The following is a 14,463-nucleotide window of genomic DNA, read 5'->3' on the forward strand; positions in this document are numbered from 1 at the left end:
TCAATCTGAGCCATGATCAAACTCTTCAGTTTAATCTTTAACCTCAGCCTCTCGGCATGAGGGTTGGTTTTCACAGTTACCCGCGCTCACCAACAAATCTCGGCTCAGACACAATTCGAAATCAAAAATTACTGCGCCACCAAATCTCCAAAGAGATCCAATGACTTTGAATTGATGAGTCACTTGTTGTGTCTGAATAGTCGTTAAACAACTATCCCAACAAGTGCCCACACTTCTGTCTTCATCTTCTTGTTAAACATCCACTAAATCGCTTGGGTTTAGTGTTTTCCGACAACCCTCAGGCTGGCGGAGGCGCGCATTATACGCATGCGCGATAAGCGCACAAGCCTTTTTGTAAAAAAAGTTTTTAGGCCGTCTTGAGACTTGAGATTCGGACTAACTGCGCCAGCGTCGAAGCTGCTCCACGGGTCCAGAAAGCGCATAGGCAAGGGACGCTAAAAGCAGGATTTTAGGCGGGTCAACGGTGACTAGTCCGAACACGAGAACAACCGCGAGGATAGCGACAAAGGGTACCCGCCCATTCAGATCAAATCCTTTGAAGCTGTGGTAAGGCACATTAACGACCATCAGAATCGCCACAACCGTTGTCAGAGCAGCGACCACTACGGCAAGCTCGACTGGCAGGGCATCGCCCACCCAGCCCTGATCCTGACAGACCCAAACGGCACAGGCCATTATGCAAGCGGCGGCAGGACTCGCCAGCCCCATAAAGAAATTTGGGTCACCCACGCCCACCTGCGTATTAAAACGCGCCAGACGCAGCGCGGCGCAGGCCACGTACACGAAGGCTGCACTCCAGCCCACCTTACCCAGGTCACCCAGCGCCCAACTGAACATTACTAGAGCAGGGGCGACCCCAAAGGACACCATGTCGGCAAGGCTGTCATATTCAGCGCCAAATTTGCTGGAAGTGTTGGTTAGGCGCGCAACGCGTCCATCAAGGCCATCAAACACAAGGGCAAAAAGAATAGCGATAGGCGCTGTTTCGTAGTCTCCACGCATGGCCGCAACCACTGCATAGAAACCGCAAAACAAGGCTCCTGTAGTAAACAAGTTGGGAAGGAGATACACGCCGCGGCGCTTAACCGTACGACCGTTCTCCGAAACCTCTTCTTCGTGATCTTCAATCAAGCTCTCGATAGAGCTTGCAGCCTCGCCGAGACTGTCCGTCAGAGAACTCGCCGCACCACTATCCGCTTCAGTCGTTTCATTCGCTTCGCTAGCAGCTACTGCGGACGAACTTCCATCTGCCTCTTTCTCAACAGAAACATCGGAATTCACGTTCGCGTCAGCATTGCTTAATTCGTGTTTTGAGTCGTGGTCTGCCATGGGTTGAACCCTGTTATTAGGCGCCAAGTCTAGCAGATACAATCTAGAGCTCGTGAGCCACCTGCCAAAGGCCGTGAACCACTGGGTCTGCCAACCGCGGCTGACGTGTGCACAAGCCGATCTCGAAGGCCGGTAAATCCTCATCTAGAGTCATGACCCTCAAGCTTGATTCAAGACCGCTGGCATCCACGACCAAGCGGGGGAGCACAGCAACACCCAAGCCAAGGGACACCATCGCGACGATAGCCTCATGCCCCGCCACACGCGCGTAAACTGTCGGCTGGCGTACAAAACGCTCACTAAGCCACCGATCAATCAAATCTTTGCTTACCCCCCGCTCCGGCAGTACCCAGGGAGCATCCTCTAATGCTTCCCAAAGCGCAGAGCCAGACAGTCCTGCAAGCGTGTCATGCAGATCACAGTCTACAAGCGGCAGACAAAGACATAACGGCGTACTCGCGAGCGGACTAAAAGCGAAGGTCTCATTCAAGCCTTCAGGACGTGCGATGACAGCGACGTCTGAGTTCCCGCGCCGCACTCTTTCTATGCCATCAGCCTGATCACCCGTCTGTAGCAGGATCTGTACGCGGGGGTAGGCTTCTCTATATGCCGCCAGTAGCGGCGAAAGGAGTCTGTGTGTCGCGGTGACGGAACAGAAGATTCGCAACTCCCCCTGCAAACTTCCATCCTCGCCCAACGATTGTTGCAGCGACCGCCAGTCGGAGAGCATACGCTCGGCTACGACCTGGAGTCGTCGCGCCGCCGGCGTTGCCGTCATTCCACGACGGTCGCGGTCGAACAAGCGCTCTCCCAACTCCTCCTCCAATCGCAGAACGCATCGACTAACTGCAGATACACTCTGGTGCTGCTCTGCTGCCGTTTGGGTAAAACTCAAGTTACTGCAAACCGACAAGAATACTTGTAGTGACTTTAAATCCATGAATAGCGTTTCGCGCAAAACAGTTTTCATTATATAGCGTTTTACGCAATCAAGTCATTCCCTTACCATTGCGCGCTTTACACACTTAAGGACCGCCCTCATGGGACAGAACTACTTCAATACCCTTCCACTACGCCTCCAGTTAGAGCAACTGGGTAAATGTCGTTTCATGGATGCCAGCGAATTTGCAGACGGCGTAGAGAAGCTACGAGGCAAGAAGCTCGTGATCGTCGGCTGTGGCGCTCAGGGACTTAACCAGGGCCTCAATCTGCGCGATAGCGGACTCGATGTCAGCTATGCGCTGCGCGATTCGGCAATCAGTGAACAGCGTCAGTCCTGGCGTAACGCCACAGAGAATGGATTCACTGTCGGCACCTATGAGGAGTTGGTACCCACCGCCGACGTGGTCCTCAACCTGACGCCGGATAAGCAGCACAGTGCTGTTGTCACCGCTGTAATGCCGCTAATGAAACACGGCGCCTGCCTATCCTATTCCCACGGTTTCAACATCGTAGAGGAAGGCATGCAAATCCGAGATGACCTGACGGTTATCATGGTGGCTCCCAAGTGCCCGGGTACCGAGGTCCGTGAAGAGTACAAACGAGGATTTGGCGTCCCCACCCTGATCGCTGTCCACACCGAGAACGATCCCAATGGCGACGGCATGGAAATCGCCAAAGCTTATGCGGTAGGTACCGGCGGTCATCGAGCCGGGGTATTGCAAAGCTCCTTCATCGCTGAAGTAAAGTCAGACCTCATGGGCGAGCAGACAATTCTCTGCGGCATGCTCCAGACGGGCTCTATTCTGTGCTTCGACAAGATGGTGGAAAAAGGTATTGATGCAGCCTACGCGTCGAAACTCATCCAATACGGATGGGAGACTGTTACCGAAGGACTTAAGCATGGCGGTATCACTAACATGATGGATCGCTTGAGTAATCCGGCAAAGCTCCGCGCTTTTTACCTTGCGGGCGAGCTCAAAAACATCATGCGCTCACTGTACGAGAAGCATCAGGACGACATCATGACCGGTACTTTTTCGCGCACCATGATGGAAGATTGGGCGAACGATGACGTTAACCTTTTGAGCTGGCGTTCTGCGACCGCAGAAACCGCCTTTGAAAAATCCGAGAACAGCGCCCAGGAAATCGGTGAGCAAGAGTTCTACGATCACGGCATCCTTATGGTGGCGATGGTAAAAGCGGGGGTAGAGCTAGCTTTCGAAACGATGGTCGCCGCAGGAATCATTGACGAATCTGCGTATTACGAGTCACTTCACGAAACTCCACTCATTGCCAACACCATTGCGCGCAAGAAGTTGTATGAGATGAACGTAGTCATCTCAGACACTGCGGAGTATGGCTGTTACCTCTTTGACCACGCATGTCGACCTCTATTGGCAGACTTCATGAAAGACATAGAAACCGATGTGATTGGCAGAGGTCTTGGTGATGACAACACTGTCGACAATCAGGAACTCATCCGTGTGAACGAAGCCATTCGCTCACATCCAGTGGAGACCGTAGGAACAATGCTCCGCGGTCACATGACCGCTATGAAGAGCATCCTGTAAGACAAGGCTTTAAGATGAAGAACAACTGCGGCCCTAGGGCCGCAGTACTTTTTCACCGCGGGCAATACCTGCAACGCCCGAGCGAACAACCTCAAGAATATCTGCCTCTGGCATCGCAGTCACAAACGAGTCGAGTTTATCCGTGGTTCCCGCCAATTGAATGGTATAGACCTTAGGGCCCACGTCCACGATCTGGCCTCGGAAAATATCGGTAGTTCGTTTGATCTCCTCCCTCTGCGTGGAATCTGCACGCACCTTTATCAGCATGAGGTCCCGCTCTACGTGAGCACCTTCTGTCAGATCTACCAGTTTCACCACATCTACCAGACGGTTTAGATGCTTGGTGATCTGTTCGATATGTCGATCGTCGCCAAAGGTAGTCAGCGTCAACCGCGATAAGGTCGCGTCCTCGGTAGCAGCCACATTGAGTGTTTCAATGTTGTAACCACGCTGAGAAAACAGACCCACTACCCGGGATAGAGCGCCCGGTTCGTTTTCCATCAATATAGAAATAATGCGTCGCATGTCAGCTCCTCTCATTCTTGCTAAGCCACATGTCTTTCATCGAGCCATTTGGCGCAACATGCATAGGGTAAACGTGCTCCATGGGATCGACATACACATCCAGAAAAACCAATCGGTCCTTCATCGCAAACGCCTCCGCCATTTTCTCGTCAAGTTCAGCCTTATCCCGCACGGTAATACCCACGTGCCCATAGGATTCGGTGAGCTTCATGAAATCAGGCAAGGAATCCTCGTAGGTGCTCATGGCATAACGCCCCTCGTACTGCATGTCTTGCCACTGTTTCACCATGCCAAGGTAGTTGTTGCGCAGATTGATGATCTTCACTGGCGTGTTGTACTGCAGACAGGTAGAGAGCTCTTGAATGTTCATTTGAATACTGCCTTCGCCGGTAACGCAGGCAACTTCTTCCTCAGGAAAAGCAAGCTTTACGCCCATCGCTGATGGCAAACCAAATCCCATCGTTCCCAAGCCTCCAGAGTTAATCCAGCGCCGCGGCTTGTTAAAGCGATAATACTGAGCCGCGAACATCTGATGTTGTCCCACGTCCGAGGTAACAAAGGCATCACCTTTCGTGATGCGGTAGAGACTCTGAATCACTTCCTGCGGCTTGATGTAATCACTCTCTCCAAAGCGACGACCCGTCCAAAGACCGTGATTGGCACGCCACTCTTCTATTTGCGACCACCAGGCATCCAGGGGAACAGGCTCCTGAAAGTCGTCACCGTCCTGCGCGGCGCGAATAGCGGCCATTAGATCTGTAAGCACAGCCCGAACGGGGCCGACGATAGGAATGTCTGCCGTTACAGTTTTAGAAATCGCTGCGGGATCCACGTCGATGTGAATAATTTTTGCCCCGGGACAGAACTTACTCACAGTGTTCGTCACCCGGTCATCAAAGCGCGCACCCACGGCCAAAATCACATCAGCGTTATGCATCGCCATGTTAGCTTCATACAAGCCGTGCATGCCCAACATGCCAAGGAACTGCCTATCGGACCCTGGATAAGCTCCAAGACCCATCAAGGTATTCGTCACGGGAAAATTGAGATGCTGAGCCAACTCCGTCAGCAGGTCACTGCCTTCGCCGAGGATAACCCCACCACCGGAATAAATAATGGGTCGCTTGGCAGACAGCAGCAGCTTCGCCGCTTTGCGAATCTGTCCGCTGTGTCCGCGCACCGCAGGAGAGTAGGAGCGCAGCTTTACGCTCTCTGGGTATTCATAAGGAAAGCGTTCATCTGGACGCGTAATGTCCTTGGGAATATCGATAACTACCGGACCGGGCCGTCCACTGGCCGCGATATGAAACGCCTTTTTAATAACCCCTGGGAGCTGGCTTGCGTGGCGCACCTGAAAACTGTGCTTCACGATAGGCCTGGAGATACCGAGCATATCGGTTTCCTGAAAAGCGTCTTCGCCAATCAAATGGCTTTGCACCTGACCCGACAACACCACCATGGGAATAGAATCCATGTAGGCAGTCGCTATGCCTGTCACGGCATTGGTCGCTCCGGGACCCGAGGTAACAAGCACCACACCGGGTTTGCCTGTAGCCCTGGCATAGCCGTCGGCCGCATGGGTTGCCGCCTGTTCATGGCGGACCAGAACGTGAGGCACACTTGCCGCCTTGAACAAAGCATCGTAGATGTGCAAAACAGCACCACCGGGATACCCAAAAATAAAATCGACGCCCTCGTCTTCCAGGGCTCTCGCTATCATTTCGCCGCCGGAGAGCATCTCAATACCCTCCTCTAAATTTGTGGCTACATCTAACTCTGCGTTCACAATCGTAACTCCCGCTCGTGCCAACGCTTACCCTCGCCAGCAACAAACAGTTTTTCGCACCCACTGACAAGCGGACACGGCTTATCCGTCAACCACAGGTCTAGCGCCAAAAACAGAGGGATAACAAGCACGAAGGAACCCCGTGTCGCTGTCGCCCTGCGCGGTAACGCAGTGTGGACTGCTGAGCTTCACGATCAAATCGAGAGTTTCAGCCGACGGGACGTAACCACAGTCGCTTCGGATAATCGCACCGAAACGAAGGCCAGGGGCAGAGGGTACTCTGCGTTGCCATTGCCATAATCACGACGGTGCAATTCTGGTGATGGGCGATCTCAATGTCAACGGTAGCAATCACACGTTTTCTGGGCAGATTGGGTCCACTATTGACTAAACGCATCAATTGCACCCAAGTTCATGCTTGGGTATGGTTCTAGGGTCCACCAGGCGGAGTAACCCGTGAAAAATTCAGATCAATGCGTAGTAGTGCAGCAACGCGGCAACATCACAGCGGTGCTAATGGCGCTAGCCTGTGTTTGCGCAATATTGATTACCGTGTCGAGCGCATCTGCGGCTGACACCTACTACCGTTGGAAGGACGAGCAAGGCAAGCTGGTAGTGAGTGATCGGCCCCCAGTCTCTGAAGAGATAGAGTACGAAGTAGTGTCACAACGCTCCTCTCTTATACGCCGGGTCCAACCTGGCGAGGGCGCTGTCCCCAAGGAGGTCACTCCCCGCCCGGGCAATGAATTCACCCAAGTTGATTCACGGCAGGAAGAAATGGAAGTCGTGGCCAAGAATCCCGAAAGCTGCGCACGCGCAAAAGCCAACCTGGAGACACTCAATACCGCCGCACGCATCAGGATTCGGGACAAAACCACCGGAGAGCTTCGCTTCATATCCGAAGAAGAGAAAGAGACCCAGCGTCAGAAAGCGCAGGACACTATTAGAGTTCACTGCGCTTAATTCGAACCGTCCGGATCCCCGCCGCCCCTTACTGCGCTCGCTAGCAAGGGGGACGCTCGCTGCGTAAGCGACTGCGGGAATCCTATTGCTTGATTACAACGAGGCTTAGTGCACCGTCTCTGTCTGAGACTCACCGTCAAAACTCGGCCTGCCATCAATCCAATCTGCGACGATTCGCTGCCCCGGGGCAAAATCTCCTGCCAGAAGTTTCTGCGCCAGTGGGTTCTCCAACTGTTGCTGGATCGCCCGCTTGAGTGGACGCGCGCCGTAAACCGGATCAAAACCGCCTTCGACAAGCTGCTCCATAAAGCTGTCAGTAACTTCAAGCTCGAGCTCTCGTTCGGCCAGTCGTGATCGAAGCCCTTCAAGCTGGATAGTGGCGATGCCACGAATCTGCTCCTGCAGAAGTGGGTGAAACACCACGGTCTCGTCCACACGGTTGATAAACTCCGGACGAAAGTGCTGAGAGACAACTCCCATGACAGCTGACTTCATTGCGTCGTAGTTCTCATCGCCTGCAAGCTCTTGAATCAGGTCTGACCCCAGGTTAGACGTCATCACGATCACCGTATTACGAAAATCGACGGTTCTACCTTGACCATCGGTGAGCCTGCCATCGTCCAGCACTTGCAGCAAAATGTTAAAAACATCCGGATGCGCTTTTTCAATCTCGTCGAGCAACAGTAGAGAATAGGGGCGACGACGCACTGCCTCTGTTAGGTAACCGCCCTCCTCGTAGCCGACATATCCAGGAGGCGCACCAATGAGGCGTGCAACTGAATGCTTCTCCATAAACTCGGACATATCGATGCGCACCATTGCCTGCTCGCTGTCGAACAGAAAATCCGCCAGTGCCTTACAAAGCTCGGTCTTACCCACACCCGTAGGTCCCAAAAACAAAAAGGAGCCATTGGGACGACCGGGGTCAGAGAGACCAGCGCGAGATCGACGTACAGCATTCGCAACGGCAACGACGGCCTCATCCTGTCCAACAACCCGGTCATGAAGGGCGTCCTCCATGCGCAGGAGCTTATCCCGATCACCCTCCAACATTTTGGAAATGGGGATACCCGTCCAGCGTGACACAACCTCGGCAACTTCTTCATCGGTCACCTTGTTGCGCAGAAGGGTTCTCTCTACATTCTCGGCCGCCTGCGCCTCTGTAAGCTTCTTCTCGAGTTCCGGGAGCTTGCCGTACTGCAGCTCTGACATCCGGGTTAAATCGCCCGCACGACGCGCAGTTTCAAGATCTAGTTTTACTTGCTCTATATCGCTTTTAACTGATGCTGCGCCCTGCAGTGAGGCCTTTTCGGCCTTCCATACCTCCTCCAGGTCAGCAAACTCTTTCTCGATCCCGGTTATCTGCTCATTCAATAGTGCCAGTTGCTTTACTGCGGACTCATCTTCATCTTTGCGAACGGCTTCCCGCTCGATCTTAAGTTGAATAAGCCGTCGCTCGAGACGATCAAGCGCCTCGGGTTTAGAGTCAATCTCCATACGGATACGGCTGGCCGCTTCGTCAATCAGGTCGATGGCCTTGTCAGGGAGCTGTCGATCAGTGATGTAGCGCTGTGAAAGCTGTGCTGCGGCAATGATTGCCGAGTCAGTAATATCCACACCATGGTGGACTTCATAGCGCTCCTTAAGACCTCGCAGAATAGCAATAGTGTCTTCTTCACTCGGCTCTTCCACCAGCACCTTTTGGAAGCGCCGTTCTAACGCCGCGTCTTTCTCGACGTGCTGTCGATACTCGTTGAGCGTCGTCGCGCCCACGCAGTGAAGCTCTCCCCGGGCGAGAGCCGGCTTCAACATATTGCCCGCATCCATTGAGCCTTCAGCCTTGCCCGCGCCGACCATGGTGTGGATCTCGTCGATGAACAGAATTACACGGCCTTCTTCTTTAGACAGCTCATTGAGCAGTGCTTTCAGTCGCTCTTCAAATTCACCGCGGAATTTTGTCCCGGCCAGCAAAGCTCCTAAATCCAACGACAGAATTCGCTTGTCGCGCAGACCCTCGGGCACTTCCCCGTTAATCACGCGCTGAGCAAGGCCTTCAATGATCGCTGTTTTACCCACACCGGGCTCACCGATAAGCACCGGGTTGTTTTTGGTACGGCGCTGCAACACCTGCACTGTCCGGCGAATTTCATCGTCCCTACCGATCACCGGATCCAGCTTGCCGTCTCGCGCACGCTCAGTGAGATCAATGGTGTACTTCTCCAGGGCCTGCCGTGTCTCTTCGGCATCGGCGCTATCCACGGAAGCACCTCCGCGAACAGCCTCCACCGCCGCTCCAAGACCATCCTGCGTAACACCGCTATCAGTGAGCACTTTGCCTACAGCTCCGCCCGCCTCCAGTAACGACTGAAGCACAAGCTCGCTGGAGATAAAGCTATCCCCACCCTGCTGGGCTTTTTTGTCGCTTAAATTCAATACCCGGCTTAAATCCGGGGATACGTGGACTTCGCCCGTGGAGTTTTGCACCACTGGCATAGCGTCTAACAGGGATCGCAAAGACTGCTGCATGGCGTCGATGTTCGCGCCCGCTCTCTGCAGCAATGGCCTCGCCGACCCTTCTTGCTGGTTGATCAACGCCTGTAGAAGATGCGCAGAATCAATCTGATTGTGGTCCCGGCCAACCGCCAGTGACTGAGCATCGGCCAGGGCGTTTTGCAGGGGATTGGTTAACTTGTCCATTCTCATAACTATCTACCTCCACAGCGATTCAAGGATCACCGTCAGCCAACGCTGTCGTTGGCGTGATCATTTATACCCTTATAGATATTGGGGTTTAAGGATCATTTTCAAGAGCTAGCAGTTAGTTATCTCGCAGTATGAGGCAGGCCATTCGTCCGGTTGTCCCGTCTCTACGATAAGAATAAAACCGGTCGGTTTCGCTCACCGTACAAGCGTTGAGACTACTGACATTAAACACACCAAGTCTTTGAAGGCACAGCCTCGCCAATCCCGAGAGATCTGCAAGGTAATGTCCGGGACGATGGGGAGACGAACGAAAATAGGCTGATAGACCCGCGCCACCATCTCCAGCAATGAATGCTGCCCTAACTTCCGGGCCAACTTCAAAAACCTCTTTACCAATTGCCGGCCCCAGCCACGCGCAAATATCCTCCGAAGGAACGTTAAGGGCTGACACCGCCGAATCCAGTACGCCTGCAGCCAAACCCCTCCAGCCTGCATGTACTGCAGCCACGACTTCACCGCGCCGGTCAGTCAACAACACGGGTAAACAGTCCGCAACCATGACCGCACAGGCAATACCGCTGTCGCGGGTCCAGCAGGCATCAGCTGGCATGGCCGTCGCGATACTGTCGCTTGCGGCCACCACGCGAATGCCGTGAACCTGATCCATCCATGCAATTTTTGTGTCTTTAGGTAGGTGGTCCGAAAGCGCGGCACGGTTCTCTAGAACGGCTTCCTCACGGTCTCCAACATGGAGTCCAAGATTGAAACCCCTGAAAGGACCTTCGCTATGGCCGCCCTCCCGGGTGGTATAAAAAACACGAACGTTGTCGGGCCAGCCCTCGAGCGAGGCTTCCTCAACGCTCATGACTGACTAGTACTCCTGAGCATCGAGCCCCGAGTTCTCCTCAGTCAATATCTGGAGCAATCGCTCCAAATCATCGGCTAGGGGCGACTCAAAACTGCAGTATTCCCTGGAACCGGGGTGTACGAAGCTCAGGCACCGGGCATGGAGAGCCTGCCGCCGAAACTCGCGGAGCGTATCGGCGAGCCGATCACTGCACCCCTTGGGAAGCTGCAGTCGACCGCCATACACAGGATCTCCCAGCAATGGGTAGCCCCTGTGGGCCATATGTACGCGTATTTGATGTGTCCGCCCGGTTTCGAGCTGTACGTTTAGTGCGGTGTGCTGCGCGAACCGCTGGGCGATGCGATAATGCGTCACCGCAGGCTTCCCGCCATTGGCGACCACTGCCATACGGGTTCTTTGTCGCGGGTGACGACCAATAGCGGCTTCTACACGTCCGCCGCCACTCGGCACCCCCCGGACGATCGCAAAGTACTCCCGCTGCACATCTTTCTTTTGCAGCTGTGCCACGAGGCTGCGGTGTGCATTTAGGGTTCCTGCGACAACCAGCAGACCGCTGGTCTCTTTATCGAGACGATGGACAATTCCGCCCCTGGGCACTGCCTCCAGAGCGGGCCGGTGGTTCAAGAGCGCATTCACCAGTGTGCCATGGTGATTTCCCGCCCCGGGATGCACCACCAGCCCCGCGGGCTTATCGATTACCAAAATTTCCTCGTCTTCGTAAACGATATCCAGCGGCAAGGCTTCAGCACCCCAGGAGACTTCACTCTCCAGCTCGGCCTGCAGACTAAGCACCGCACCGCTCTCAACGGCATCGCGAGGCCGCGCTCTCGCGCCGTCCAGCAAAAGCTGTCCGCTGCGAATCCAGGTCTGCAACCGCGCACGGGAGAACTCAGAAAACAGCTGTGCCGCAGCCTGATCGAAGCGCACCCCCGCAAGATCGTCTCCAGCGGTTGCACTTCTCTCAATCAAACGCGTTTCGATTGTCTGTTCTATGGTTTATGGACTCCCACGGCTGTGCTTAAATAGCGCCCTTCTTTTATTTGCCGATTTTAGCATGAGCCTTTTTAGTACCCTCCACATGTCAGTTAAGCACTGGCCTTTAGTTATAAGCCTATTCTCGGTTTTGCTGGTAAGCGGCTGCGCGAACAATGACGAAGAAGGTGATTTTTCAGCAGATAGTGGCGAACAACAAATCTATGATGAAGCGCAGCGCTACCTGAACGCGCGAAATTTTGATCTGTCGATTCGCGCCTTACAGGCCCTTGAGTCCAGATACCCTTTTGGCAAGTACGCAGAGCAAGCTCAGCTTGAGTTGATCTACGCTCATTACGGGGCCTATTCTCCCGAGGCAGCGGTGGAGGCCGCAGACCGCTTTATCCGTCTGCACCCTCAACATCCCAATGTCGACTACGCCTATTACATGAAGGGTCTGGCAACTGCTACAGCTAGTCAGGACTTCCTATCCCGCTTTACTCCGACCGATAAGACACTCAGGGATACAAGCTTTGCCAAAGAAGCCTTTGCAGAGTTTTCTCAGCTGGTCACCCGTTTTCCGGACAGCCCCTATGCTGCGGACGCCAAGTCGAGAATGGTCTACTTGCGCAACCTTCTGGCACGCAACGAGATTCACGTTGCCAACTACTATTTCCGTCGAGGCGCCTACCTCGCGGCAGCAAATCGCGGTAGGTACGTAGTGGAGAACTTTCAACGAACCCCTGCTGTAGGTGACGGCCTAGCCGTTATGGCGCAGGGCTATCTGATTCTTGGCATGGACGATCTCGCTCAGGACGCAATCGACACGCTGGCGCTTAACTACCCAGAGCACCCCGCGCTTAATAAAGAGGGTGAATTCGATACGGTCTACACCCAAGACGGTGTGCAGCGATCAATAATCAACAAGCTCAGCTTCGGTCTTTTCGATCCACCGAAGCCGCCTCAGTTCGATAGCCGCAAAGGAATCAGCTAAGGTCTTTCAGTCGCCGATACGCCAGGCTGAGGTGATCGGGTAGCGGCGATCCCTCCCAAACCCTCGCTGGGTGATACGAACACCAATAGGCGCCTGCCGGCGCTTGTATTCGTTAATGTCGACCAGTCTGACTGCACGCTCGACATCTTCCCTGGGGATGCCCTCAGCAATGATGGCTTCTGCGCTGAAATCTTGCTCGACATAGAGCTCCAGGATTCTATCCAGGACATCGTAAGGCGGCAGGCTATCTTCATCTTTTTGATCAGGCGCCAGCTCTGCTGACGGGGGCCGTTCAATAACCCGATCAGGGATGCAAGGCCCAAGACTGTTGCGGTAACGACAAAGTTCATAAACAAGCGTTTTCGGCACGTCTTTGAGTACGTCAAAGCCTCCTGCCATGTCGCCATAAAGCGTGGAATAGCCCACCGCCAACTCGCTCTTGTTACCCGTGGTTAACACCAGAGAACCTTTCTTGTTAGAGATAGACATGAGCAAAACCCCGCGACAGCGGGCTTGCAGATTCTCTTCTGTGGTGTCGGCTGAAAGCCCGGCAAACTCGTCGCTCAATGCCGATAAAAAGCTCTCATAAATCGGCTCAATAGAGATAACACTGTGACGAACACCAAGCGTCGCGCTTTGCTCCGCAGCGTCGGCAATACTGATATCAGAGGTATAGCGAAACGGCATCATGATCGCTTCTACCCGTTCCGCCCCCAATGCATCTACTGCCACGGCAAGAGTCAGTGCAGAATCAACGCCACCAGAGAGACCGAGAACGACGCTCGGAAAGCCATTCTTGTTTACATAGTCACGCATACCCAAAACCAGCGCCTGCCAGATCGCCGCGAGCTCATCCAGAGGCTCTACCAACGCAGACCGTCTGAAGCTCCGACCTGCTTCCGATTCCGGGAACTCACACCAATCAGCCGCCGCTTCAAAGCGCGCACTCTGCGCAGCGAGACTACCATCACTACTCATAGCAAAGGAGCCACCGTCAAATACCAGCTCGTCCTGGCCCCCTACCTGATTTACATAGACCACGGCAACCCGATTGTCGCGGCATCGTTTAGCGACTAAATCCATACGCTCCTGCTGCTTCCCGCGATGGAAAGGCGACGCATTCAGATTAATCAGTAGCTCAGCGCCGGCGGAAGCAGCCTCTGCGCAAGGCCCGGGAACCCAAATATCTTCACAGATACTCAGCCCCACCTTCGTGCCCTGAATGTCAAAAACGCAGGGTTGCGAACCGGCAGTAAAGTATCGTTTCTCGTCAAAGACCTGATAGTTGGGAAGCTCGTTTTTGTGATACTCGGCTTTTAATTCACCCTCGTGGAACACACCAGCGCAGTTGTAAAGAACATCGTCCCTGCGAATGGGATAGCCGACAATAACCCAAGCTTTTGGAGGTAGTTCCCGACACAGACGTTCGATAGAGTCGCTCACACGCTTACATAGCGCAGGCCGCAGCAACAAGTCCTCTGGCGGATAGCCGGAGAGCGTTAGCTCCGGAAAAACCACAACCGGCGACTCATGGCTCAGGGAAGCCTGATTTGCGATTTCAATAACCTGGCTTGTGTTACCGCCGAAATCGCCCACATGAGTGTTTATCTGGGCCATCAAAATGTGCATAGAGAGTATCCAACTTTCCGGGGGCGCTATTGTCAGCGATCTGAGGCAGGCTGACTAGATGGAACGAAAACACCAATAGCACTGCTAGAATGAAGTCTTGCAATCACAGTCACCCTAAATTGGATAGAAATCCGTGAGCAGTCCTGCCATTTTAGTTCCC

11 protein-coding genes are annotated in these 14,463 nt (G+C 54.0%); 3 read left to right on the plus strand and 8 right to left on the minus strand.

Annotated elements, in window-relative coordinates:
* Positions 1 to 396 precede the first annotated feature (396 nt).
* Together pssA and ilvY are read right to left on the minus strand one after the other, a co-directional pair.
* On the minus strand, positions 397 to 1,350 hold the full coding sequence (gene pssA / locus AB8B76_RS11400) for a CDP-diacylglycerol--serine O-phosphatidyltransferase (protein WP_405272573.1): 954 nt from the start codon (positions 1,348 to 1,350) through the stop codon (positions 397 to 399).
* 43 nt (positions 1,351 to 1,393) lie between these two features.
* The gene (gene ilvY / locus AB8B76_RS11405) at positions 1,394 to 2,320 is read right to left on the minus strand and encodes an HTH-type transcriptional activator IlvY (RefSeq protein ID WP_405272574.1); all 927 of its coding nucleotides are present in this window, start codon (positions 2,318 to 2,320) and stop codon (positions 1,394 to 1,396) included.
* Between the two features lie 70 nt (positions 2,321 to 2,390).
* On the opposite strand from ilvY, the gene ilvC reads away from it, so the two are divergent.
* Positions 2,391 to 3,863, plus strand: coding sequence for a ketol-acid reductoisomerase (gene ilvC / locus AB8B76_RS11410; RefSeq protein WP_405272575.1), 1,473 nt, complete (start codon positions 2,391 to 2,393; stop codon positions 3,861 to 3,863).
* Positions 3,864 to 3,896: 33 nt separating this feature from the next.
* On the opposite strand, the gene ilvN is transcribed toward ilvC, so the two are convergent.
* Both ilvN and AB8B76_RS11420 read right to left on the minus strand, forming a co-directional pair.
* On the minus strand, positions 3,897 to 4,388 hold the full coding sequence (gene ilvN, locus AB8B76_RS11415) for an acetolactate synthase small subunit (protein WP_405272576.1): 492 nt from the start codon (positions 4,386 to 4,388) through the stop codon (positions 3,897 to 3,899).
* A 1-nt stretch (position 4,389) separates the two neighbouring features.
* Entirely contained in the window at positions 4,390 to 6,132 is a 1,743-nt protein-coding gene (locus AB8B76_RS11420; protein WP_405272586.1) for an acetolactate synthase 3 large subunit, read from the minus strand.
* A 498-nt stretch (positions 6,133 to 6,630) separates the two neighbouring features.
* Between AB8B76_RS11420 and AB8B76_RS11425 the strand changes: the two genes are divergently transcribed.
* Complete coding sequence (locus tag AB8B76_RS11425) at positions 6,631 to 7,137, plus strand: DUF4124 domain-containing protein (RefSeq protein ID WP_405272577.1); 507 nt, start codon at positions 6,631 to 6,633, stop codon at positions 7,135 to 7,137.
* Positions 7,138 to 7,242: 105 nt separating this feature from the next.
* Here the strand turns inward: AB8B76_RS11425 and clpB are convergent, their stop codons facing one another.
* The 3 genes from clpB to rluD form a co-directional block, all read right to left on the minus strand.
* Entirely contained in the window at positions 7,243 to 9,840 is a 2,598-nt protein-coding gene (gene clpB, locus AB8B76_RS11430; RefSeq protein ID WP_405272578.1) for an ATP-dependent chaperone ClpB, read from the minus strand.
* A 115-nt stretch (positions 9,841 to 9,955) separates the two neighbouring features.
* Positions 9,956 to 10,705: a peptidoglycan editing factor PgeF gene (gene pgeF, locus AB8B76_RS11435; RefSeq protein ID WP_405272579.1), complete on the minus strand. Its 750-nt coding sequence runs from the start codon at positions 10,703 to 10,705 to the stop codon at positions 9,956 to 9,958.
* A gap of 6 nt (positions 10,706 to 10,711) precedes the next feature.
* The gene (gene rluD, locus AB8B76_RS11440; RefSeq protein WP_405272581.1) at positions 10,712 to 11,677 is read right to left on the minus strand and encodes a 23S rRNA pseudouridine(1911/1915/1917) synthase RluD; all 966 of its coding nucleotides are present in this window, start codon (positions 11,675 to 11,677) and stop codon (positions 10,712 to 10,714) included.
* 85 nt (positions 11,678 to 11,762) lie between these two features.
* Between rluD and AB8B76_RS11445 the strand changes: the two genes are divergently transcribed.
* A complete protein-coding gene (locus AB8B76_RS11445; protein ID WP_405272582.1) occupies positions 11,763 to 12,674 on the plus strand; it encodes an outer membrane protein assembly factor BamD in 912 nt (303 codons plus the stop codon).
* A 6-nt stretch (positions 12,675 to 12,680) separates the two neighbouring features.
* Here the strand turns inward: AB8B76_RS11445 and AB8B76_RS11450 are convergent, their stop codons facing one another.
* Complete coding sequence (locus tag AB8B76_RS11450) at positions 12,681 to 14,303, minus strand: NAD+ synthase (RefSeq protein WP_405272584.1); 1,623 nt, start codon at positions 14,301 to 14,303, stop codon at positions 12,681 to 12,683.
* Positions 14,304 to 14,463: the final 160 nt, after the last annotated feature.

This window comes from Congregibacter sp., from assembly GCF_045107095.1.
In the GTDB taxonomy this organism is placed as follows: Bacteria; Pseudomonadota; Gammaproteobacteria; order Pseudomonadales; family Halieaceae; genus Congregibacter.

Excerpts from the sequence above, each read along its gene's own strand:
- pssA (WP_405272573.1), bottom strand. The coding sequence starts at position 1,350 with ATGGCAGACCACGACTCAAAACACGAATTAAGCAATGCTGACGCGAAC.
- ilvY (WP_405272574.1), bottom strand. The coding sequence starts at position 2,320 with ATGAAAACTGTTTTGCGCGAAACGCTATTCATGGATTTAAAGTCACTA.
- ilvC (WP_405272575.1), top strand. The coding sequence starts at position 2,391 with ATGGGACAGAACTACTTCAATACCCTTCCACTACGCCTCCAGTTAGAG.
- ilvN (WP_405272576.1), bottom strand. The coding sequence starts at position 4,388 with ATGCGACGCATTATTTCTATATTGATGGAAAACGAACCGGGCGCTCTA.
- clpB (WP_405272578.1), bottom strand. The coding sequence starts at position 9,840 with ATGAGAATGGACAAGTTAACCAATCCCCTGCAAAACGCCCTGGCCGAT.
- pgeF (WP_405272579.1), bottom strand. The coding sequence starts at position 10,705 with ATGAGCGTTGAGGAAGCCTCGCTCGAGGGCTGGCCCGACAACGTTCGT.
- AB8B76_RS11445 (WP_405272582.1), top strand. The coding sequence starts at position 11,763 with ATGAGCCTTTTTAGTACCCTCCACATGTCAGTTAAGCACTGGCCTTTA.
- AB8B76_RS11450 (WP_405272584.1), bottom strand. The coding sequence starts at position 14,303 with ATGCACATTTTGATGGCCCAGATAAACACTCATGTGGGCGATTTCGGC.